Source organism: Amycolatopsis sp. GA6-003 (genome assembly GCF_046267895.1).
GTDB lineage: Bacteria > Actinomycetota > Actinomycetes > Mycobacteriales > Pseudonocardiaceae > Amycolatopsis.
Genome location: NZ_CP176499.1, coordinates 2737448 through 2758930, shown reverse-complemented (window position 1 = coordinate 2758930; position 21483 = coordinate 2737448). Strand labels below are relative to the sequence as shown.

Genomic DNA, 21483 nt, shown 5'->3' with positions numbered 1-21483 from the left:
TCACGGCGGGTATTCGGCCCGGTCACGCGTGGGGAGCCAATCGTGGACGCGCAACGGGGCAGGCGCTCGAAAACGCCTGCCCGTCGGGGACCGATGAGGAGGCAGGGATGACCGGAGATCCCGGAGTGGACGCGTTGATCCGGCAGTGGTCGGCCGAGCGCGAGAAGACCCCGGAGGAGCAGGAGGTCGACCGCATCGCCTCGGCCTGGCTGGCCGACGCGCCGGCCGCTCCGCCCGGCATCCCCGGCCAGCGCGCCCGGTCCGGACCCGCCCGCTGGGCCCCGGTCGAGGCCGCCGACCCCGGCTACCTCGACGCGATGCGCGCCCGGCTGCCGGAGGTTCCGGAAGAACTGCTCGTCGCCGCCGCGGGCTGGTGGCAGATGGTCGGCGACGTCGCCGAAGCGCAGCAGTGGTGGGACGCCGGGATCAGCCCGCTGGACCAGCGCGCCCTGGACTACCGCGCGGCCGGTCTCGCCCCGTCCGACCTGGCCCGGAGGCTCGGCCCGATGACGGTGCTGCAGCACCTCCGCCGGGGCAGCGCGCCCGCGTGGTGCGTCGCGCGGCTGGCGCGGCAGCAGAAGCCCGCCTGATCGTCCTGCCGGTCTCGCCGCTGCTGACGCGGCGGGAGAAGAAGCCTGTTTGACAGCTGTGTTGCCTGGCCGGCGAATCGGCCAGGCAACACGGCGAAAGCGCCCGGAAATGTCTGGCACTCTCCCGGACCGGGTCGCTAAGGTTCGCGCTCGGCGCCGATTCTTCGGCGCGGCCGCGGACCGGGGAGGCCGGATGCCCATCGCCGAGGCGGAAGCCTGGCGTCGCGAGTTGCTGAGCGTCTGCGCACTCGACCTTGGCGCCGAGCCGGTTCCGCAAGAAGAACTCGACCGTCGCTGTGACCGCTACGTCGAACTGGCCGACCTGGCCAGCGGCGACGAAGGGCCCGCGGCGGTCGCCGCGCTGATCGCGTCGCTGCGCGCCGAGCAGGATTACGGCGCTCACCAGGCGGTTTACGGCGCTTTGCAGCGCTTCCCGGCGAACGACATCGTCGAGGGCGCGATCCTGGCGGCGGCCGACCTTCTCGCTCTTCCGCGAGACAACAGCGGTCAAGTGCTGCAGCTCGTCACTCTCGTGGCCACGCCCGCGGACCTCGAGCACTTCCGCCGTCGCTCGCACGGGTTGGAACCGGGCGTGCGGCAACGGCTGCACAGCCTCGTCCAGACCCATGAACAGGACGAATGGCTCGCCGGGGAACGCTCTTTCGGCAGGTTGCGCTGAGTTTTGTGCGGCGTGAACCGTCCACCTGCCGGGACCCGGATTACCCGGACGGGTGAACCGGCGCGGCGGGGAACCTGACGCTGCGCGCGTAACGCTAACCTGCGCGGGCTCGTTGTGTGTTGCGAACCCCAAGCCATGCTGGAGGACCGGAGTTTCGTGCCCGCCACCGGACAGACCCCCGACACCGCGCGGACCGGGGACGAGACCGCGGCTCCCGCCGCCGCCCCCTCGCCCGCCCGGCGCGGCCACGGCGCCGCGCTCGCGGTGCGGCTCGCCGTCGTCGTCGCGGTGCTCGCGGTCGCGGGCGGCGGGGTCTGGATCGTCACCAGGGCGGCCGCCCCGGAAGCGAGCCCCACCACGACCGACATCCCGGCGCTGAGCGTCAAGGCGGTCGACGTCAAGCCCGGTTCGATCGCGCCGGTCAACGCCGTCGTCGCGGGCGGGGCGGCGGACCAGGGCACCGCGCCGCAGTCCGCGCGCCCCACCGGCGGCGACCCGCTGCAGGCCTGGGCGGACAAGGTCGCGCCGGTCACCGGCATCCCGGCCCGGGCAGTACGCGCGTACGGCAACGCGGAACTCGCGATGCGCGAGGTCGACCGCGGCTGCCACATCTCCTGGGCGACGCTCGCCGGCATCGGCCGCATCGAGTCCAACCACGGCCAGTACGGCGGCGCGGTCCTCGGCGCTGACGGCCGCCCGTCGAAGCCGATCATCGGCGTCCCGCTCGACGGTTCTTCCGGCGTCCGCGCGATCAGCGACACCGACGGCGGCCAGCTCGACGGAGACCCGGTCGCGGACCGCGCGGTCGGCCCGATGCAGTTCATCCCGGGAACCTGGCGGAAGTGGGCGTCGGACGCCACCGGCGACGGCCGCGCCGACCCGCAGCAGATCGACGACGCCGCCCTCACCGCCGCCCGCTACCTGTGCGCGGGCGGCCGAGACATGGCCAGCCCGGCGGGCTGGTGGGCGGGGATCCTGTCGTACAACAACTCGACGGAGTACGCGCAGAAGGTCTTCGGCCTGGCGGACGGCTACGCGAAGGCGGCACAGAAGGTGCAAGCGGGCTGACGTGCGGGCTCGTCCTCGGGCCGGGCGGGTGCCGTCGGGGCTCAGTGGCGTGTGGTGCACGGAGGGTGCGAGCGGGCTGACGTGCGGGCTCGTCCCTGACGGGAGCCCGGCCGCTGTCGTGCGGGGTTGCGGGTCGGCCGTGCCGGGCGGGCTCAATGGCGTGCGGTGCACAGAGGGTGCAAGTGGGCTGACGTGTGGGCTCGTCCTCGGGCCGGGTGGGTGCCGTAGGGGCTGAATGGCGTGCGGTGCACGGAGGGTGCGAGCAGGCTGACGTGCGGGCTCGTTCGTGCGGGGAGCCCGGTCGTTGTGGTGCGGGTCGGCGGGGCCGGGCGGGTGCCGTCCGGGCTCGATGGCGTGCGGTGCACAGGAGGCGCAAGCGAGCTGGCCCCCGGCTCGCGCCACTCCGCACCTCGCCCCGGCACGGGCGGTCGGAGGCGGCGGTCCGCCCCATGAGGTCTCCCCGGCACCGCGCGCCCAGTTGGCGGCGGCTGCCCGCGGGTGGGGTCCCGGTCACGACCTCGCCGCCTCTCAGGAACGCTTTTCCCGGCCAGTGCTAGCGTCGATACCGTGCCCGCAGATCCCGGCCCGGCCGCGTCCCCGCTCGGGCGCCGGCTCCTGATCGTCGCCACGAGCGTCGTGAGCCTGGCGCTGTGCTGCGGGCTGGCCTGGTGGCAGTGGGACCGGTTCACGTCCGCCACCGGCACCTTCCAGAACCTCGGCTACGTGCTGCAATGGCCGCTTTTCGGGCTGTTCCCCGCGTTCATGTTCTGGCGCATCAAGAAGCTGCGCGAACGCGAAGAGGAAACCGCCGGGCACAGCAAGCAGGCGCCATCCCCAGCCCCGGTTCGCGTGCCCGCGCCGCGACCGGCCGCGGCTCCCGTCGAGGAAGACGACGAACTCGCCGCCTACAACCGTTACCTGCGCGAGCTCAACGCCCGCGACCAGCAGTCCTGAACGCCCGCGGAAGTGAGGACGCTCCCATGACGACCAGCACCGACGGTGCCGCCCCGACCCGCCAGTCGAAGGTGTCCGGCTCGCTGACCCGGTTCCGGGCCAGCGCGTACGTGACCGGCGTCGGCCTGCTCGCCCTGTGCGCCACCATGATCATCGAGTACGGCTTCGGCAACGCCACGCCCGCGCAGGTGTACTCGCCGATCCACGGCGTGCTCTACATGATCTACCTGGTGCTCACCATCGACCTCGCGATCAAGGCCCGCTGGTCGATCAAGAGCACCGTCCTGGTGCTGCTGGCCGGGTGCGTCCCGTTCGTGTCGTTCGTCGTCGAGCGCCGGGTGACCCACCGGGTGCAGGCCGGGCGCGACATCTTCTGAGCCCACGAAAAAAACCGCGGCGCCCGGAACGCTTCCGGGCGCCGCGGTTTTTTCGCAGCGGCAGGCGCGGGGTCAGGAGCCGAAGCCGACGCCGGTCAGCGACCGGACCTCCATCTCCGCGTGCTTGGCCGGATCGCTCTTCGCGCGGCCGACGAACGTGCCGATCGCGCCGCACAGGAACGACACCGGGATCGACACCAGGCCCGGGTTCTTCAGCGGGAACCAGTGGAAGTCGACGCCGGGGAAGATCGAGTCCGGGGCTCCGGACACGACCGGCGAGAACAGCACCAGCACGACGCAGGCGATGAGCCCGCCGTAAATGCTCCACAGCGTCCCGGTGGTGTTGAACCGCTTCCAGAACAGCGAGTACAGCAGGGTCGACAGGTTCGCCGACGCCGCCACCGCGAGCGCGAGCGCCACGAGGAACGCGATGTTCTGGCCGTTGGCGAGGATGCCGCCGACGATGGCGAACCCGCCGATCACGACCGCGGTCAGCCGGGCGACCCGGACCTCGTCCTCCGCGTCCGCCTTGCCGCGCTTGACGACGTTCGCGTAGACGTCGTGCGCGAAGGAGGCGGACGCGGTCAGCGTCAGCCCGGCCACCACGGCGAGGATCGTCGCGAACGCGACCGCCGAGATGACGCCGAGCAGCACCGTCCCGCCCACGTGCAGGGCCAGCAGCGGCGCGGCCGAGTTCTCGCCGCCGGGCGCGGCCTTGATCTCGTCCGGGCCGACGATCGCCGCCGCGCCGAAGCCGATCACCAGCGTGCACAGGTAGAACACGAACATGCACGCGGTCGCCCACACCACCGAACGGCGCGCCTCGCGGGCGTTCGGCACGGTGTAGAAGCGCATCAGCACGTGCGGCAGCGAGGCGACGCCGAGCACCAGCGCCAGCGACAGCGACACGAAGTCGAGCTTCGTGGTCCCGTTCTTGCCGTAGGAGCCGCCGGGGGAGAGCAGGTCCTTGCCCATCGGGCTGTGGTCGGCGGCCGCGCGCAGCAGGCTCGAGAAGTTGAAGCCGTACTTGCCCATCAGGAACACCGTGATCAGCGAGGCCGCGGTGAGCAGGATGGTGGCCTTGATGATCTGCACCCAGGTGGTGCCCTTCATGCCGCCGAGCAGCACGTAGGAGATCATCACCAGCCCGACCACGGTGATCACCAGCGCCTGGCCCCACTTGGAGTGCACGTCCAGCAGCAGCGCGACCAGCCCGCCCGCGCCCGCCATCTGCGCGAGCATGTAGAAGAAGGAGATCACCAGCGTCGACGTGGCCGACGCGGCGCGCACCGGGCGCTGTTTCATCCGGAAGCTGAGCACGTCGCCCATCGTGAAGCGGCCGGTGTTGCGCAGCAGCTCCGCGAGCAGCAGCAGGTCGACGAGCCACGCGACGAGGAAGCCGATCGAGTAGAGGAAGCCGTCGTAGCCGTTGATCGCGATCGCGCCGGCGATGCCGAGGAACGACGCCGCGGACAGGAAGTCGCCGGACAGCGCGACGCCGTTCTGCCGTCCGGTGAAGGCGCTGTCGGCGGTGTAGTAGCCCGACGTGGACGAGCGGCGGTTGCCCGCGCGGTAGACCACGTAGAGGGTGATCGCGACGAACAGCGCGAACACCCCGGTGTTGATCAACGGGTTGCTCGCCGAAGCTCCTTCGGCGAGCGAAGCGGTAGTCACTGAGGGGTTCCTTCCGGGACAGCGGCGGCCTTCGCGCGGATCTCGGCGGCGCGCGGGTCCATCTCGCGGTCGGCGAAGCGGACGTACAGCGCGGTGATGGCCGCGGTGGTGACGAACTGGCCGAGGCCGAGCAGCATGCCGACGTTGACCAGGCCGAAGACCGGCGTGCTCATGAACTCGCCCGCGTAGGCGGCGAGCACGACGTAGGCGAGGTACCAGACGAAGAACCCGATGCTCATCGGGAACACGAACCGGCGGAAGCGGCTGCGCAGCGAGCGGAACTCGGGGCTGCGCTGGATCTGCTCGTAGTCCGGGCCGCGCTTGCGGCGCCTGCCGCGCGGGGCGGAGCCGCCTCCTTCGCGGTCGAACAGCGCGGGCATCTGGCCGGTGTCCTCGGCGGCGGCCGGTCCGGTGGTGCGCGCGACGTTGTGCATGGCTGCCTCCGGCAACTTGCGCGGTGGATGGCGGCGGGCATCGTTCGAGAAAGCGCCCGGATCGCCCTTGCGGACTGGGAGGCGGCCATAGTAACGACGCCGCCGGAACGCGGAAAAAGCCGGTTCGCGGGGGCATCGGAAATTCCTTTTCGCCCGGGAAATAGCGCGAAACGGCGCGTCCGGGCAGATCACGGGCTGATCACTCGGAATAGTGAGCGCCGATGTCACGGGGAGTGTCCGGGTCCGGTCCGCGTTGCGGCAGACGGCGGAGTGACGGGCCGGGCAAGATCCACTACGGTGACCGGTCGTAGCCGCCGGGCGGGGCGGCCGCTCCGTTTCGGCGGGCAGGTCGCGGGCCGGGCGGGGATTCCCAGGCAGGGAAGGGAGGCTGGCAAAAATCACCGGGTCGGGCGGCGCGTCGCTGCATCTCCACAACATCGGGTTCAACTTCCGGGGGCGCCCACCCGATGGGGGCACGGAGCGTAGTCCCATCGAGGGGGTCGCTTACCCTGTGTGGGCTAATCGGGTGACGGCCGGACGCCGAGGCCGAGAGCGCCGGGTAACCGGAATTCCCGCGCCGGGCGCCCCGCGCCGAATCCGCGGCTCCGCGTTGCCGAGTTTCGACTATTTTCCCAGGTCAGCCCCCCGATGCGGAACGCAATAACGCAGGCGGCGATTGGTGTACGATTCTTTGGCCCCAGCCGCCCGCAGCGATCGATAGGCGCAGACAAGTTGATCTCGACCACCGCCGTGCAGTCCGCAAGTTGCGTCGTGCACGTGCATAGTCCCGGGAAGCCGATCGCCTCCCGGACCGGTGCCGGATCAGCACGGCCGTGCCCGCCCCCGGTCGGACGCGCGGGCAGGCGGACCGCGGGACTCCGCGCCGGGAGCGCGCTGCGCACCGGGAGCGGACGGAGCCGCGGGGACCGCCGACGGGCCGCCCCGACGCCGGACAGGGAGTCACTTTCGTGACCGTTGCAGGAGAAGGCCAAGTGCCTGTGGAGAAGCTGCTCGGCCGCCCGCCCAAGCGGCCGCGCTGGTCGTCGGGCTGGCGCGCGGCGTTGCGCTGGCGGGACTGGAGCCTGCCGGTCAAGCTGTCCGCGGTCACGATCGTCCCCATCGTGCTCGCGCTCGTCCTCGGCATCACCGCCATCGCGGGCCAGGTCTCGCGCTCGAGCGACTACCAGCGGATCGACCGGCTCGTCGCGCTGAGCACCCAGCTGCGCGCGCTCACCGACGGGCTGCAGCGCGAACGCACCCAGACCGCCGCCCAGCTGATCGCGGGCACCTCGGGCGTCACCCCGGAACTGAAGGCCGCCCGCGCGGCCACCGACGCCGCGGTCGCGCCGTTCACCGAGGCCGCCGCCCGGGTCGGGGCCGACGGTTCGAGCGTGTCCGGCGCGGTGAACTCGGCGACCGCGCAGGTCAACGAGATCGCGGTGATCCGCCAGCAGGTCGGGGCGGGCCTGCTGAACGCGGCCGAGGCCGTCGGCGACTACAACGCCGTCACCAGCGCGCTGATCGGAGCCGACACCGCGGTGTCGGCGGGCGCGAGCGCCGACGCGCTCGGCAGCACCCCGAGCGCGCTGCACGACCTCGAAGCGGCGAAGGAACAGGTGTCGGTCACCCAGTCCCTGGTGAGCTACGGCATCTCCGCGGGCACGCTGACCCCGCAACAGCTGAGCGACGTGCGCGACGCCGAACTGCGGTTCGACGACCGGGTCGCCGACTTCAACGCGGCCGCCACCGCTCCGCAGCGCCTCGACTTCGAGAGCACGATCAAGCCGGACACCTCCTACGACCGCAAGCGGATGCTCGGCACCGTGCTCGGCGGGCAGGGCGTCTCCACCGACGACGCGCTCAAGCGGCTCTCGGCGCAGGAGTGGAACAACGCCTCGAACGCGGTGACCTCGCAGCTGACCGAGGTCTCCGGCCGGATGAGCGCCGACCTCACCGCGGCGTCGTCCGCGCTGGTCGAGGACGCCGGGAGCAGCGCGGGCCTGCTGGCCGTGCTGCTGTTCGCGGCGCTCGCCGCGGCGGCCGCGGTCGTGTTCGTCATCGCCCGCCAGCTGCTGCGCTCGCTGAAGGTGCTGCGCCGCAGCGCGCTGGACGTCGCGGAGAAGGACCTGCCCGAGGCGGTCCGCAACATCCAGGAGGGCCGCGCGCAGAGCGTCGAGGTCGAACCGGTGCCGGTCCAGGTGCAGGACGAGGTCGGCGAGGTCGCGCGGGCGTTCGAGAAGGTGCACAGCCAGGCGCTGAAGCTGGCGACCGAACAGGCCGCGATGCGCGCCGGCTACTCCAGCGTGTTCGTCAACCTGTCGCGGCGCAGCCAGAGCCTCGTGCAGCGGCAGCTGCAGCTGATCGAGCGGCTGGAGCGCGACGAGGAGGACGCCGACCAGCTCGCCACGCTGTTCCAGCTCGACCACCTCGCCACCCGGATGCGGCGCAACAACGAGAACCTGATGGTCCTCTCCGGCGCCGAGCCGGGCCGCCGTTCCGGCCAGCCGGTCGCCACGCACGACGTGCTGCGCGCCGCGGTGTCGGAAATCGAGCAGTACCAACGGGTTTCGGTGCAGCACCCGCCCGCGGTGAAGATCGTCGGGTTCGCCGCGAGCGACGTCCAGCGGCTCATCGCGGAGCTGCTGGACAACGCGACCGCGTTCTCCGCGCCGGAAACCCAGGTGACGGTCGCGACGCGGCTCGCCGAGGACGGTTCGCTCAACGTCGACATCCTCGACAAGGGCATCGGCATGAACGAGTACGAGGTGGTGGAGGCCAACGGCAGGCTCACCGACTCGGGCTCGGTCGACCTCGCGACCTCGCGCCGGATGGGCCTGTTCGTGGTCGGCCGCCTCGCCGGCCGCCACCGCATCGGCGTTTCGCTGCACGGCGGCAAGGACATCGTCGGCGTGCGGGCCACCGTGGTGGTGCCGCCGGAACTGGTGATGACCGGACTGGCCACGACGCCGGGCGACCGCTCGGAACCCGGCGCGCTGCCCGGTCCCAAGGCGAGCCTCGCCGCCCCGCCCGCCGCGCCCGGCGGACTGCCGCGGCGCCAGCGTCCGGCCACCAACGGGTCGGCCGTGCCGGGTCTCGTCCCGCAGCAGGGCGGCAACTCCGAGGAAGCGCAGCGGTGGCCGTCGGCCGGCGACCTGGCCGGCTTCTCCGGGGACAAGGTCGCGCGTCCGCCGTCCGACCTCGAGGTGTCCGGCACCGCGCTGTTCAGCCCGATCCCGCGCGACGACGACGCGCCCGCCCCGCCGCCGCCCGCGCCGAAGCTGCCGCAGACCGTCGACGTCCCGCCGCCGCGTCCGGAGTCCGAACCGGAACCGGCCGCGGAAACCCGCGACGAGCGCGACGGCGAACTGCCCTCGGGCAAGGACCTGTTCTCCGCGGCCAACGCGACGACGCTGAGCGACTGGTGGAACCAGGCCGCGCAGCAGGTCCCGGAGGTCCCGCCGCCGTCCGCGGCCGAGACGACGATCGAGAACACGCCGATCTTCGACGAGATGCTGTCGGCCTGGTTCCGTTCGCCCGCGCAGCCTCCGCCCGCCGCCGCTCCGGCCGCGTCCGGCAAGGCCGCCGCGGAGCAGGAGGAGGACAAGGACCAGCAGCGCAACTGGGATTTCGCGAGCGACGAGAACTGGCGGACAGTGCAGGCGCTGTCCCAGGTGGAGCCGACCGCGTTCACCAAGTCGGGCCTGCCCCGGCGCCGCCGCGGCGAGCAGCTCATGCCGGGCAGCGCGACGCCGGAACCGGCGGCTCCCGCGGCCGAAACGCAGGGAAGCGACCTCCCGGTCCGCGACCCGGCGGACGTGCGCGGCCGGTTGAACAGCTTCCAGCGCGGCGTCACGCGCGGACGGCAGGAAGTCCGCGGGGCCGCATCGGAAACCGCTGGCGCGGCAACGGATTCCGCGGCCGCTTCGAGCGCCGCGACGTCGCCGGAACGGGCTCGCGCCCACGACGCGGCGCTCCGGCGGCGGCAGACGGTCGCCGGCGCGTTCGGCGTTCCCGCGGACCAGAACCGTCCGGGCGGGATGCCGCAGCGCACCCCGGGCGCGACGGACGCGCCCGCCGGGTTCGGCGAGCGGCCCGCCGACGCGGACTCGTCGAACGAGACGGCGCCCGTGCAGGCCGTGCCCCCGGCGTTCGACCCGGACGGCGGCTGGCCGCGCCAGGAACCGGCCGCGCGCACGGAACTGCCCGCGCCGCAACCGAATCGCACCGTCCGGCCGGACAAGCCGGACAGCCTGCCGACCCGCCGCAAGGGCGCGAGCAGCCTCCCGCCCGCCCCGCCGACCGCCGACCCGAACCAGGTCCCGGCCGCCGTGGCCGGACTCGAGGCCGCGGTGTCCGGCGCCGGGCAGACCGCCGCCGACCAGGTTTCGGCGAACGGGCAGACCGCGACGCCGGAGAAGACGGACAGCCCGGCTTCCGCGAACGGACAGGCAGCCGCTGCGTCCGCTTCGCAGGAGACCTCCTTGTGGGGCAAGCCCGCCGAGAACCCGGGCCCGGCTTCGCCGCTGACGACGTGGCGCGCCGCGCAGGCTCCGGCCGCCGCGCCGGGCCAGCCGACGGAGAACGCGGAGCAGGCTGGCCCGACGGCCGACCAGGCCCCGGCGGCTCCGGCATCCGCTTCGGCTTCGGCGCAGGGATTGGCCGGGGGACTGGCCGGGGGACTGGGCCAGACCCGGACGCCCGGACAGAACCTCCCGGGCCAGTCCGGAAGCCAAGGCCAGTCCGCGACGCAGGGCCAGTCCGGAAGCCAAAGCGCGTCCGCGACGCAGGGCCAGTCCACGACGCAGGGGCAAGGATTGTGGGGGCAGCCCGCGACGCAAGGACAGACCGGGTTGTGGGGTCAGCCGCTGGTGCCGGGACAGGCTCCGGCGCGGCAGTCCTCCGCCGGGCCGGACGCCCCGCAGGCCCCCTCGGCTCCGGCCGGTTCGGACGGTTCGGCGAGCCCCGCCACGACTCCCGCCGAAACCACCACTGAGTGGAACTTCGGTTCCGACGAGGGATGGCGGGCCGTCCAGTCGGTGTCCCAGTCGACACCCGCCTCGTTCACTTCGGCAGGATTGCCTCGGCGCCGTCGAGGAGAACAGCTTCTTCCCGGCAGCGCACCGCCGCCCGCCGGGTCGGCGAGCCCCCGTCCGTCCCGCGATGCGCACGACGTGCGCGGTCGCCTGAGCAGTTTCCAGCAGGGGATCCAGCGCGGCAGGCACCGCACCGCGCAGGCCGCTGAGAAGAACCACGAAACATTGGAGGGTGAATGACCTCGCCGAATGCGGCCCAGCCGCAGCAGAACCAGTTCGGCTGGCTGGTGAACGACTTCGCCGACCGCGTCCCGGGCGTCGCGCACGCGGTCGTCGTGTCGGCCGACGGTCTCCTGCTGACGGCCTCCAACCGGCTGCCGCTCGACCGCGCCGACCAGCTCGCCGCCGTGGCGTCCGGGCTCGTCAGCCTCACCCAGGGGGCCGCCCGCTGTTTCGAGGCGGGCGCGGTGCGCGAGACGGTGGTCGAGATGGAACTCGGCATCATGGTGCTGATGTCCATCAGCGACGGCTCCTGCCTGGCGATCCTCGCCGCGCCCAACTGCGACATCGGGCAGGTCGCCTACGAGATGACGATGCTCGTCGACCGCGTCGGCCAGATCCTGACCCCCGAGCTGCGCGCGCAGCTGCAGGGCGCCGGGGGCTCGCTGATCGGCGAACCGGTGGGATGATGGCGCGATGAGCCAGGGGTCCGGATTGTTCGGCGAAGAGCCCGGTGCCGGCGGCGAGCCCCCGCGCGGGGACGAGCCCGCCGCCGGGGACGACGGCACGTTCGCCGACGTCCTCAACGGGTTCAGCCTTGATTCGGGCCGCTCGCGCAGAAAACGGAAGAAGAGCGGCAAAGAAAAGAAGGAATCCCAGTCCCCAGTGCCGCCCGCCGCGGGAGCGCACGCGGCAGCGGACCCGCCGGCGGCACCCGTGCCGCCGGCCGACCAAGGAGATGGTGTGACCTCTCTCGTCTCTCCACCGGGCAGTACGGACTCCGACGGCCCCAGACCGGGCGGGCTCTTCGACCCGGGACCGCCGAGCGGCGAGTTCTCGATGCCGTCGGCGATCGTCCGGCCCGAGCGCCACGATCGGGTGGACCCGGCCGAGGAGACGTCGATCGTGCGCCCGTACGCTCTCACCGGCGGGCGCACCCGGGCGAACTACGCGCTCGAGCTGGAGACTCTGATCTCCACCAAGGACCATGTCGCCGCGGGGGGCTTCCCCCAGGCGGCGGCGGAGCAGATCGAGAGCATCTCGATCATGGAAGCGTGCCGGACCCCGCGTTCGGTGGCGGAGATCGCCGCGGTGCTGTCGGTGCCGCTGGGGGTGGCCAGGGTGCTGATCAGCGACGCGGCCGACGCCGGCCTCGTCACCGTGCACCGGACGATCTCGGGCCAGGACGGCGCCGAAGCACACTTGATGTTGATGGAAAGGGTTTTGAGTGGACTCCGTCGGCTTTAAGGCACCGCGGGAAACCGCGCCCCCGACCATGACATCGGCGAAGATCGTGGTGGCGGGCGGCTTCGGAGCGGGCAAGACGACCTTCGTGGGCTCGGTGTCGGAAATCGTTCCGCTCACCACCGAGGCGATGATGACCGACGCCAGCCGCGGCATCGACAACCTCGACCAGACCCCGTACAAGACGACCACCACGGTCGCGATGGACTTCGGCCGCGTCTCGCTCGACGCGGACCTGATCCTCTACCTGTTCGGCACGCCCGGCCAGCAGCGGTTCTGGTTCATGTGGGACGACCTGGTGCGCGGCGCGATCGGAGCGGTCGTGCTCGCCGACACCCGGCGGCTCGCGGACTCCTTCGCGCCGATCGACTTCTTCGAAGACCGCGGCCTGCCGTACATCGTCGGCGTGAACACCTTCGACGGCGTGCTGGAACACGACATCAATGATGTGCGCGAGGCCTTGTCGATCGACGCGAGCATCCCGATCGTCCGATGCGACGCCCGCGAGCGCGAATCGACCAAGCAGACGCTGATCACGCTGGTCGAATACGCGATGCGGCAGTGGATCGCGTTGCGGGCCGCGAAGGCCCACCAGTAATTTGCCGCCGGCTCCGCCGTCGCGGCGGATCGCCGTTGAGCCGGCGTCTGGAGGGGCAGCGCATCCGGCCTGGGGGCCGTGAGCACTGCCCCTCCAGACCCCGGCGCGATCCCGCGTCGGGGTCGAGGTGAGAGTCAGCGCTTCGTGCGGTAGCGGAGCAGGACGACCGTGCCGTCGAAGGTGCGGGTTTCGAGCAGTTCCAGTTCCGCGCGGTCGGCGCCCTCGGCGAAGGGGCGTTTGTCTCCGCCCAGGACTACCGGGTGGACGCAGACCAGGTACTCGTCGATGAGCCCGCGGCGGCCGAGTTCGGCGGCCAGGGCGTAGCCGCCCATCAGGACGATGTCGCCGTCCGCGGCTGCTTTGTGCTTGGCGACTTCCTCGGTCAGGTCCCCGCCGGCGATCCGGGTGTTCCAGGCGGCCGAGGTCAGGGTGCGGGAGAAGACCAGCTTCGGCTTCTTCCGCCACAGCGGCGCATAGGCCAGGTCGTGCGGATGGTCGGAAATGGACTCCGCGTCGGGCCAGTAGCCGGACATCATTTCCCATACTCGGCGGCCGTAGGCGAACATCGCGGCACGCTGCGAGAGTTCGTGCGAGTAGCCCGAGAGTTCCGGGCCCATGACGGGCCAGTCGAACTCTCCGGCGGGGCCTTCGACGCAGCCGTCCAGCGACGTGTGGACGAGATAGACCAGGTCGGCCATGGCGGGCTCGCTTCCGTGCGGGTTCGGGTCGCCAGGAGGTCGGAGCCGGTGCGGCCGACTGGACATCGTCGCCGGAGAAACTTTTTCAGCGGTCGCGAAGCACCCTTGAGAGCCGGGTCACTTCGGGCTCGGGTTTCCAATAGTAGGAAGTCCTAGTAAATTGGGAGGATGAGCGGCAGCGACCTGTACCGTCCCGCGAACCCGGTCCGGTTCGTCACGGCTTCCAGCTTGTTCGACGGCCACGACGCCTCGATCAACATCATGCGGCGGATCCTGCAGTCCCAGGGCGCGGAAGTGGTCCACCTTGGCCACAACCGTTCGGTCGACGAGGTGGCCACGGCCGCCATCGCCGAGGACGTCCAGGGGGTCGCCATCTCCGCCTACCAGGGCGGGCACGTCGAATACTTCAGCTACCTCGTCGAGCTGCTGAACGAGCGCGGCGCGGGGCACATCAAGGTGTTCGGCGGCGGCGGTGGCGTCATCGTGCGCGAGGAGATCGACCTGCTGCATTCGCGCGGCGTGGCGCGGATCTTCTCGCCGGAAGACGGCTACGAAATGGGCCTGCCGGGCATGATCAACCTGATGATCAAGGCCTGCGACAGCGACCTGTCCGCGCAGCCGCCCGCCTCGGTCGACAAGCTGCTGTCCGGCGACGTGCCGGCGCTCGCGCGGGTGATCACCCAGCTGCAGCGCGAAAACCTGCCGGAAGACTGGCTCGCCGCGATCACCGAGGCCGCCGGGCGGCGGCAGGTCCCGGTCCTGGGCATCACCGGCACCGGCGGTTCGGGCAAGTCCTCGCTGACCGACGAGCTGATCCGGCGTTTCCGGCTCGACCAGGAAGACAAGCTGCGCATCGCCGTGCTCGCGGTGGACCCGTCGCGGCGCAAGGGCGGCGGCGCGCTGCTCGGCGACCGGATCCGGATGAACTGCCTCGACGGTTCCCCGGTGTACTTCCGCTCGCTCGCCACCCGCACGACCAGCGGCGAGATCCCGGCCGGGCTGCGCGAGTCGATCCTGGCCTGCAAGGCGGCCGGGTTCGACCTGGTGATCGTGGAGACGCCGGGCATCGGCCAGGGCGACGCGGGCATCGTCGACTACGTGGACGAATCGCTGTACGTGATGACGCCGGAGTTCGGCGCCGCGTCGCAGCTGGAGAAGATCGACATGCTCGACTTCGCCGACGTGGTCGCGATCAACAAGTTCGAGCGCCGCGGCGCCGAGGACGCGCGTCGGGACGTCGCGCGCCAGCTGGTGCGCAACCGCGAGGCGTTCGGGTCCGCGCCGGAGGACATGCCGGTGTACGGCACGAGCGCGGCGAAGTTCAACGACGACGGCGTGACCGCGCTGTACCAGCACCTGCGCGACATGCTCGCCGAACGCGGGCTGTCGGTGTCCGCCGGTACGCTGCCGGAGGTTTCCGGCAAGGTCTCGACGGACGCCAGCACGATCATCCCGGGCAACCGGGCGCGCTACCTCGCGGAGATTTCCGAGACGGTGCGCGGATACCACGAGCAGACCGAGAAGCAGGTCGCCGCGGTACGCAAGCGCGAGCACCTGGCCGCGGCCAAGGCCGCACTGTCCGAAGTGGACGCCAACACGGACGCGCTGGACGGACTGCTCGCCGCCGCGGAGTCCGATGTGGACGGCGAGTCGACCAAGCTCCTCGAACGGTTCCGGGCGCTCGCCGAGGACTACCGGCAGGACGAGCTGGTGGTGAAGATCCGCGACAAGGAGCTGCGCACCCAGCTGTGGCGGGAAACGCTGTCCGGCAACCGGATCCCGCGCGTCGCGCTGCCGCGCTACAGCGAGTCCGGCGAGCTGCTTTCCTTCCTGCGCCGGGAAAACCTGCCCGGCTACTTCCCCTACACCGCGGGCGTGTTCCCGTTCAAGCGCGAGGGCGAGGACCCGGCGCGGATGTTCGCCGGCGAGGGCGACGCGTTTCGCACGAACCGCCGGTTCAAGCTGCTGTCGGCCGATTCCGAGGCCAAGCGGCTGTCGACGGCGTTCGACTCGGTCACGCTCTACGGCCACGACCCGGACACCCGCCCGGACATCTACGGCAAGGTCGGCACCTCCGGCGTCTCCATCGCGACGCTGGACGACATGAAGGCGCTCTACGACGGTTTCGACCTGACCGCGCCGAACACCTCGGTGTCGATGACGATCAACGGCCCCGCGCCGACGATCCTCGCGTTCTTCCTCAACACCGCGATCGACCAGAAGCTCGCCGCGTTCCGCGAGGAGCACGGACGCGAGCCGTCCGAGGCAGAGGTCGCGCAGCTGCGGGAATGGACGCTCAAGAACGTCCGCGGCACCGTGCAGGCGGACATCCTCAAGGAAGACCAGGGCCAGAACACCTGCATCTTCTCGACCGAGTTCAGCCTCCGGATGATGGCCGACATCCAGGAATGGTTCATCGAGCACGGAGTGCGCAACTTCTACTCGGTGTCGATCTCCGGCTACCACATCGCCGAGGCCGGGGCGAACCCGATCTCGCAGCTTGCCTTCACGCTCGCCAACGGGTTCACCTACGTGGAGTCGTACCTGGCGCGCGGCATGGACATCGACGATTTCGCGCCGAACCTGTCATTCTTCTTCTCCAACGGGATGGACGCGGAGTACTCGGTGCTCGGCCGGGTCGCGCGGCGGATCTGGGCGGTCGCGATGCGCGAGCGGTACGGCGCGAACGACCGGTCGCAGAAGCTCAAGTACCACGTGCAGACCTCCGGCCGGTCGCTGCACGCGCAGGAGATGAGCTTCAACGACATCCGCACCACGCTGCAGGCGCTGTGCGCGCTGTACGACAACGCGAACTCCTTGCACACCAACGCGTTCGACGAGGCGATCACCACGCCTTCGGAGTCCTCGGTGCGCCGCGCGATGGCCATCCAGATGATCATCAACAAGGAGTGGGGCCTGTCGAAGAACGAGAACCCGCTGCAGGGGTCGTTCATCATCGACGAGCTGACCGACCTGGTCGAGGAGGCCGTGCTCACCGAGTTCGACCGGATCTCCGAACGCGGCGGCGTGCTCGGCGCGATGGAGACCGGCTACCAGCGCGGCCGGATCCAGGACGAATCGCTGCTGTACGAACGCAAGAAGCACGACGGCTCGCTGCCGATCATCGGCGTGAACACCTTCCGCAACCCGAAGGCGGGCGAGGACGACGTCGAGGTGGAGCTGGCCCGCGCGACCGAGGACGAGAAGCAGTCCCAGCTGCGCCGGCTCGCCGAGTTCCAGCAGAGCCACCGCGAGGAGGCGCAGCAGGCGCTCAAGGCCCTGCGCGAGGCGGCCACCCGCGGCGGCAACCTGTTCGACGTGCTGATGGATGCCGCGCGGGTGTGCTCGCTGGGTCAGATCACTGAGGCGTTTTTCGAGGTGGGCGGCCAGTACCGGCGCAACGTCTGAGGCGTCACGCCCGGTCGGCGGCCAGCCGCCACACCGGGGCGAGGACCCGGCCCTGCTCGTCGACGTCCAGCGAGTCGAGCGCGGTCGGGTCCGGCGGTTCGCCTTCCCAAAGGGCGGCGACCGCGGCGAGCAGGCCCTCGCGGGTCATCGCGGTGGTGTAGACGGCCGGTTCGAGCACCCGGATCGTCCAGCCGTTGCCGACCGTTTCGCGCAGATTCTGTTCGGTGATCCGGTACGGGATCGGGAACGCCGCCGGCACCTGGTCGGAGAAGCAGAAGAGGTTCAGCCGCGCGCCGGGTTTGGTCGCGCGCACTAGCGCCGCCACGTACGCGTGCCGCTGCTCTTCGTCGAGACAGTGGTACAGCGCGCTGTCGAGGATTGCGTCGAAGCGGCCTTCGTATCCCTCGAGCCGGGTCGCGTCGGCCTGCGCGAAGGTGACGTCCAGACCGCGCTTCGCGGCCGTTTCGCGGGCTCGGGCGAGCGCGGTCGGCGCGCCGTCGAGACCGGTCACCCGGTGCCCGCGAGACGCGAGGAACATCGCGTTTTCGCCTAGCCCGCAACCGATGTCGAGCACTTCGCCGTGGAAGCCGCCCTCCGCTTCGAGCGCGACCACCGCGGGCTGCGGGCCGGCGATGTCCCACGGGATCTTCTCCCCGATCGGGGTCTTGCCTTGGTACATGTCCTCGAAGTCGACGTCCGTCACGTCCATCCGGAGCCTCCCTATTCAACGGGTGATGATTTAACGCTAGCGGACAGGGCCGGTGATCTGTCAACAGCCCGCGGGAATACCTGCCCGATCCGCGGAGTAGAAGGAGGCATGGATTTCGGGATCTCGACGTTCGTGACCGACGAAGGCATCCGGCCCGACGTGCTGGGCGAGGCAGCGGAGGAGCGCGGGTTCGCGTCGCTCTTCCTCGCGGAGCACTCGCACATCCCGGCGAGCCGCGAAACGCCCTACCCCAGCGGCGGCGAACTGCCGCGCGTCTACTACCGCACGCTCGACCCGTTCGTCGCGCTGACCGCGGCCGCGGTGAACACCTCGAACCTGCAGCTGGGCACCGGCGTCGCGCTGCTGATCCAGCGCGACGTCATCCACACCGCGAAGGAGGTGGCGTCGCTCGACCTGGTGTCGCGCGGACGCGTCGTCTTCGGCGTCGGCGCCGGCTGGAACCGGGAGGAAATGGTCAACCACGGCACCGATCCGAAGACCCGCGGCGCGCTGCTGAACGAGCAGATCCAGGTGCTCAAGCAGATCTGGACGCAGGAGCAGGCCGAGTTCCACGGCAAGCACTTCGACTTCGACCCGTTCTTCGCGTGGCCGAAGCCGGTGCAGACGCCGCATCCGCCGATCTACGTCGGCGGCGCGAGCGACGCGGCGCTGAAGCGGCTGGTCGAGCACGGCGACGGCTGGATTCCCAACCCCGCGGTGACGCCGGACGAGGTGCGCCGCGTGCGCCGGCATCTCGCGGACGCGGGGCGCGCGGACCTGCCGTCGACGCTCTTCGGCGGACCGGCCGACGCGGACGCGATCAAGCAGTACGCCGACGCCGGGCTGAACCAGTACGGGTTCATGCTGCCGACGCTGCCGGAGGCGGAAACGCTGGCGCTGCTGGACGAATACGCCCAGCTCGCCGCCGCTCACCGGGCGGAATAACGGGTGCTGAAGGGCCCCTCGATGCCTTCGAGGGGCCCTTCGCCGGCTGGGTCAGCGCGGCAGGCCGAGCACGCGTTCCGCGGCGGCGGACAGCAGGACTTGCGTGGTGCCGCCCGCGATGGACAGGCAGCGGGTGAGCAGAAACTCTTGCGCCGCCGGGGTTTCCGCGACCAGCTCCGGTGCGAGTTCGAGCGCGAACTCGGCCGTCTCCTGCCGATGCCGCACCCCGAGCAGTTTCGCCACCGAAGATTCCGCACCCGGGCCGAGGCCGTCCAGCCGTCGCAGTGTCGCGCGCAGATCGAGCACCGAACACGCGCTGCCCTGTCCGATCAACGCGCCGAGCCGGTCGCGGTCCACGTCCTCCGGCGCGGATTCCAGCAGCGCCTCCACGTTTTCGCCGACCGCCGAACCCCGGCCCAGCGCGACGCGTTCGTTCGCCAGCGTCGTGCGCGCCAGTTTCCAGCCCGCGCCGGGTTCGCCGACGACATCGGCGTCCGGGACGAACACGTCGTCCAGGAAAACCTCGTTGAACACGCTCCGCCCGGTGATCTCGCGCAGCGGGCGCGTGGTGATCCCGGCGGCGCGCATGTCGACCAGGAAGTACGTGATTCCCTTGTGTTTCGGGACGTCCGGGTCGGTGCGCGCGAGACAGATCGCCCAATCCGCCTGGTGGGCGAGCGACGTCCACACCTTCTGCCCGGTCAGCAGCCAGCCGCCGTCCGTCCGGCGCGCCACGGTGCGCAGCGAGGCGAGGTCCGAGCCCGCACCGGGCTCGCTGAACAGCTGACACCACGTGACCTCGCCGCGCAGCGTCGGTTTGGCGAAGCGTTCGCGCTGGTCGTCGGTGCCGTGCGCGAGGATGGTCGGCACCGCCCAGCCGCCGATCACCAGGTCCGGCCGTCGGACGTCCGCTTCGGCCAGCGCGGCGTCGATCCGCAGCTGCGTCGCCGCGTCCGCGCCCATTCCGTACGGCTGGGGCCAGTGCGGGGCGAGCAATCCGGAGTCCGCCAGCGCGGTGCGGCGGTTTTCTTCCGGCAGCGTGGCGATTTCCGCGACCAGCCGGGTGATCTCGGCGTCCTCGCCGACGTTGACCCCGAGCGTCCGCCGCTTTCCGGCCAACGCCAGGTCCGCAGCCCGCTTCCGCCATCGCGGAGAACCGCCGAGCCATTGCCGCAACGCCAACGCGCGGCGCAGGTACAGGTGTGCCTCGTGCTCCCAGGTGAACCCGATTCCGCCGAGCACCTGAATGCAGTCCTTCGCGTTCTCGACCGCGGCGTCCAATGCGACCGCGGCAGCGCTCGCGACGGCCAGCGGATCACCGACGGCCGAGGCTGCGTCCCAGGCCAGCGCTTCGGCCGCTTCGGTGCGGCACAACATCTCCGCGCAGAGGTGTTTCACCGCCTGGAAAGCGCCGATCACCTGGCCGAATTGCTCCCGGACCTTGGCGTATTCGACGGCGGTGGTCAGGCACCAGCGCGCCACGCCCGCGGCTTCCGCGACCGCGAGCGTCGCGGCGAGATCGCGGACGTCCGGCAGGTCCAGCACCTCGCCCTCCGCGGTGGCGCTGACCCGCCCCAGCGACCGGGAAAAGTCGAAGGGAGCCAACGGTTCCACCGCTGTTCCGGGCGGGACCAAGACGTACTGTCCGCCGCGCGGCACGAGCAGCCACGACTCAGCGTCCGCACCGGGTACGGTCGCCGATTCTTCGAGCTGCACCGCGACCCGCGCGGTGCCGTCGGCGATCTCGGCGGCGAGTTCCTTCGCGTGCTCCGCGAGCAGCAGCCCGGCCAGCGCGGTGCTCAGCAGCGGCCCCGGCACCAGCGCTTCCGCCGCGGCGGCGAGCCCCGCCGCGAGGTCGGCGACGGTCCCGTCCGCGCCGTTCACCGACGCGGGCAGCGCGATGCCGGCGAGGCCGAGCGCGGCGAACCCGTCCGGCAGACTGGCGCCCGCGGTTTCGGCCGCGCGCACGGCGGCGATCGGATCGTGTGCCGCCGCCCAGTCCCGCACGGCGGCGGCGAGCGCGGTTTGTTCCTCGGTGAGCGCGACCGGCATCGGTCTCCTCCTCGCGGGGTACAGAGCTACTGGCGAGTGTAGAACGTGTTACAGTTTTTCCGCCAGGCGGTCGCGAGTTGAACCTTTCTCCAGGGCAGGTACGCTTACCCGGAAACTGGAACGAGTTCCGTAAGGCAAAGGGGAATGGCGATGCCGGGGAAGGCGAAGGCGCCGGCGGCGAAAACGCGGGCGAACGGCCTCGGCGCGATGGGCGAGGAACTGGGCTCCGCGGCCCAGCGGGACCGCCGCCGCCGCATCATCGACGCGACGCTGGCGCTGGCCTCCAAGGGCGGCTACGACGCGGTGCAGATGCGCGCGGTAGCCGAGAAGGCCGACGTCGCGCTGGGCACGCTGTACCGGTATTTCCCGTCGAAGATTCACCTGCTCGTGTCGGGCCTGGCGCAGCAGTTCGAGGCGGCGCACGAGAAGATCCAGCGCAGCGCGATCCCCGGCGAAACGCCCGCCGAACGCCTGATGTTCGTCCTGGGCCGCAACACCCGCCTGATGCAGCGCGACCCGCATTTGACCGAGGCGATGGTGCGCGCGTTCATGTTCGCCGACACGTCCGCGGCCGCGGAGGTGGAACTGGTCGGCCGCCTGATGGAGGACATGTTCGCGAGCGCGATGGGCATCGACGACCCGACGGAGGCGGACCGCGACATCTTCCACGTGGTGGCCGACGTGTGGATGGCGAACCTGGTCGCCTGGGTGACCCGCCGCGCCTCCGCGGCGGACGTGGCCAGCCGCCTGGAACTTTCCGTCCACCTCCTGCTGGACAAGTAACCGCCCGCACGACCACC

Annotated in this window: 17 protein-coding genes; 12 read left to right on the top strand and 5 right to left on the bottom strand. The window is 71.2% G+C overall.

Features of this window, described 5'->3' with window-relative positions; genetic code table 11:
• Nucleotides 1-107 precede the first annotated feature (107 nt).
• From F9C12_RS11920 to F9C12_RS11900, 5 genes are all read left to right on the top strand, one after another.
• Entirely contained in the window at nt 108-590 is a 483-nt protein-coding gene (locus tag F9C12_RS11920; RefSeq protein ID WP_037713183.1) for a hypothetical protein, read from the top strand.
• Nucleotides 591-783: 193 nt separating this feature from the next.
• Nucleotides 784-1269: a hypothetical protein gene (locus F9C12_RS11915; RefSeq protein ID WP_409465903.1), complete on the top strand. Its 486-nt coding sequence runs from the start codon at nt 784-786 to the stop codon at nt 1267-1269.
• 156 nt (nt 1270-1425) lie between these two features.
• Nucleotides 1426-2337, top strand: a complete 912-nt coding sequence (locus F9C12_RS11910) for a lytic transglycosylase domain-containing protein (RefSeq protein ID WP_409465902.1) — start codon at nt 1426-1428, stop codon at nt 2335-2337.
• 567 nt (nt 2338-2904) lie between these two features.
• Nucleotides 2905-3291: a hypothetical protein gene (locus F9C12_RS11905; RefSeq protein WP_409465901.1), complete on the top strand. Its 387-nt coding sequence runs from the start codon at nt 2905-2907 to the stop codon at nt 3289-3291.
• A 26-nt stretch (nt 3292-3317) separates the two neighbouring features.
• A complete protein-coding gene (locus F9C12_RS11900; protein ID WP_409182037.1) occupies nt 3318-3668 on the top strand; it encodes a DUF3817 domain-containing protein in 351 nt (116 codons plus the stop codon).
• A gap of 72 nt (nt 3669-3740) precedes the next feature.
• Here F9C12_RS11900 and F9C12_RS11895 read toward each other — a convergent pair whose 3' ends face one another.
• Both F9C12_RS11895 and F9C12_RS11890 read right to left on the bottom strand, forming a co-directional pair.
• Complete coding sequence (locus F9C12_RS11895; protein WP_409182036.1) at nt 3741-5342, bottom strand: cation acetate symporter; 1602 nt, start codon at nt 5340-5342, stop codon at nt 3741-3743.
• Complete coding sequence (locus F9C12_RS11890) at nt 5339-5776, bottom strand: DUF485 domain-containing protein (protein ID WP_409182035.1); 438 nt, start codon at nt 5774-5776, stop codon at nt 5339-5341. The genes F9C12_RS11895 and F9C12_RS11890 overlap by 4 nt, the downstream gene beginning before the upstream one ends.
• 968 nt (nt 5777-6744) lie before the next feature.
• On the opposite strand from F9C12_RS11890, the gene F9C12_RS11885 reads away from it, so the two are divergent.
• The 4 genes from F9C12_RS11885 to F9C12_RS11870 are packed head-to-tail and all read left to right on the top strand — an operon-like array spanning nt 6745 to nt 12871.
• A complete protein-coding gene (locus F9C12_RS11885; RefSeq protein ID WP_409465900.1) occupies nt 6745-11049 on the top strand; it encodes a nitrate- and nitrite sensing domain-containing protein in 4305 nt (1434 codons plus the stop codon).
• A complete protein-coding gene (locus F9C12_RS11880) occupies nt 11046-11498 on the top strand; it encodes a roadblock/LC7 domain-containing protein (protein ID WP_009075317.1) in 453 nt (150 codons plus the stop codon). Before F9C12_RS11885 ends, F9C12_RS11880 begins: the two co-directional genes overlap by 4 nt.
• A gap of 7 nt (nt 11499-11505) precedes the next feature.
• A complete protein-coding gene (locus F9C12_RS11875) occupies nt 11506-12276 on the top strand; it encodes a DUF742 domain-containing protein (protein ID WP_409465899.1) in 771 nt (256 codons plus the stop codon).
• A complete protein-coding gene (locus F9C12_RS11870) occupies nt 12257-12871 on the top strand; it encodes a GTP-binding protein (protein WP_081654960.1) in 615 nt (204 codons plus the stop codon). The genes F9C12_RS11875 and F9C12_RS11870 overlap by 20 nt, the downstream gene beginning before the upstream one ends.
• A 134-nt stretch (nt 12872-13005) precedes the next feature.
• Here the strand turns inward: F9C12_RS11870 and F9C12_RS11865 are convergent, their stop codons facing one another.
• Nucleotides 13006-13569, bottom strand: a complete 564-nt coding sequence (locus F9C12_RS11865; RefSeq protein ID WP_409465898.1) for a dihydrofolate reductase family protein — start codon at nt 13567-13569, stop codon at nt 13006-13008.
• Between the two features lie 168 nt (nt 13570-13737).
• On the opposite strand from F9C12_RS11865, the gene icmF reads away from it, so the two are divergent.
• Nucleotides 13738-16977: a fused isobutyryl-CoA mutase/GTPase IcmF gene (gene icmF, locus F9C12_RS11860; protein WP_409465897.1), complete on the top strand. Its 3240-nt coding sequence runs from the start codon at nt 13738-13740 to the stop codon at nt 16975-16977.
• A gap of 4 nt (nt 16978-16981) precedes the next feature.
• On the opposite strand, the gene F9C12_RS11855 is transcribed toward icmF, so the two are convergent.
• Nucleotides 16982-17686: a class I SAM-dependent methyltransferase gene (locus F9C12_RS11855; protein WP_409465896.1), complete on the bottom strand. Its 705-nt coding sequence runs from the start codon at nt 17684-17686 to the stop codon at nt 16982-16984.
• A 108-nt stretch (nt 17687-17794) separates the two neighbouring features.
• On the opposite strand from F9C12_RS11855, the gene F9C12_RS11850 reads away from it, so the two are divergent.
• Entirely contained in the window at nt 17795-18631 is an 837-nt protein-coding gene (locus F9C12_RS11850) for an LLM class F420-dependent oxidoreductase (protein WP_409465895.1), read from the top strand.
• Nucleotides 18632-18682: 51 nt separating this feature from the next.
• On the opposite strand, the gene F9C12_RS11845 is transcribed toward F9C12_RS11850, so the two are convergent.
• Nucleotides 18683-20683 carry an acyl-CoA dehydrogenase family protein gene (locus F9C12_RS11845; RefSeq protein WP_409465894.1) on the bottom strand — a complete coding sequence of 667 codons (2001 nt, stop codon included), beginning with the start codon at nt 20681-20683 and terminating at the stop codon, nt 18683-18685.
• A 144-nt stretch (nt 20684-20827) separates the two neighbouring features.
• Here F9C12_RS11845 and kstR point away from each other — a divergent pair, with 144 nt between their 5' ends.
• Nucleotides 20828-21466 carry a cholesterol catabolism transcriptional regulator KstR gene (gene kstR, locus F9C12_RS11840; RefSeq protein WP_409182026.1) on the top strand — a complete coding sequence of 213 codons (639 nt, stop codon included), beginning with the start codon at nt 20828-20830 and terminating at the stop codon, nt 21464-21466.
• Nucleotides 21467-21483 lie beyond the last annotated feature (17 nt).

Bases quoted from the DNA above. Each gene is read 5' to 3' on its own strand.
- F9C12_RS11915 (WP_409465903.1), top strand. From the start codon at position 784: ATGCCCATCGCCGAGGCGGAAGCCTGGCGTCGCGAGTTGCTGAGCGTC.
- F9C12_RS11855 (WP_409465896.1), bottom strand. From the start codon at position 17,686: ATGGACGTGACGGACGTCGACTTCGAGGACATGTACCAAGGCAAGACC.
- F9C12_RS11890 (WP_409182035.1), bottom strand. From the start codon at position 5,776: ATGCACAACGTCGCGCGCACCACCGGACCGGCCGCCGCCGAGGACACC.
- kstR (WP_409182026.1), top strand. From the start codon at position 20,828: ATGGCGATGCCGGGGAAGGCGAAGGCGCCGGCGGCGAAAACGCGGGCG.
- F9C12_RS11850 (WP_409465895.1), top strand. From the start codon at position 17,795: ATGGATTTCGGGATCTCGACGTTCGTGACCGACGAAGGCATCCGGCCC.
- F9C12_RS11900 (WP_409182037.1), top strand. From the start codon at position 3,318: ATGACGACCAGCACCGACGGTGCCGCCCCGACCCGCCAGTCGAAGGTG.
- F9C12_RS11920 (WP_037713183.1), top strand. From the start codon at position 108: ATGACCGGAGATCCCGGAGTGGACGCGTTGATCCGGCAGTGGTCGGCC.
- F9C12_RS11865 (WP_409465898.1), bottom strand. From the start codon at position 13,569: ATGGCCGACCTGGTCTATCTCGTCCACACGTCGCTGGACGGCTGCGTC.
- F9C12_RS11880 (WP_009075317.1), top strand. From the start codon at position 11,046: ATGACCTCGCCGAATGCGGCCCAGCCGCAGCAGAACCAGTTCGGCTGG.
- icmF (WP_409465897.1), top strand. From the start codon at position 13,738: ATGAGCGGCAGCGACCTGTACCGTCCCGCGAACCCGGTCCGGTTCGTC.
- F9C12_RS11875 (WP_409465899.1), top strand. From the start codon at position 11,506: ATGAGCCAGGGGTCCGGATTGTTCGGCGAAGAGCCCGGTGCCGGCGGC.
- F9C12_RS11845 (WP_409465894.1), bottom strand. From the start codon at position 20,683: ATGCCGGTCGCGCTCACCGAGGAACAAACCGCGCTCGCCGCCGCCGTG.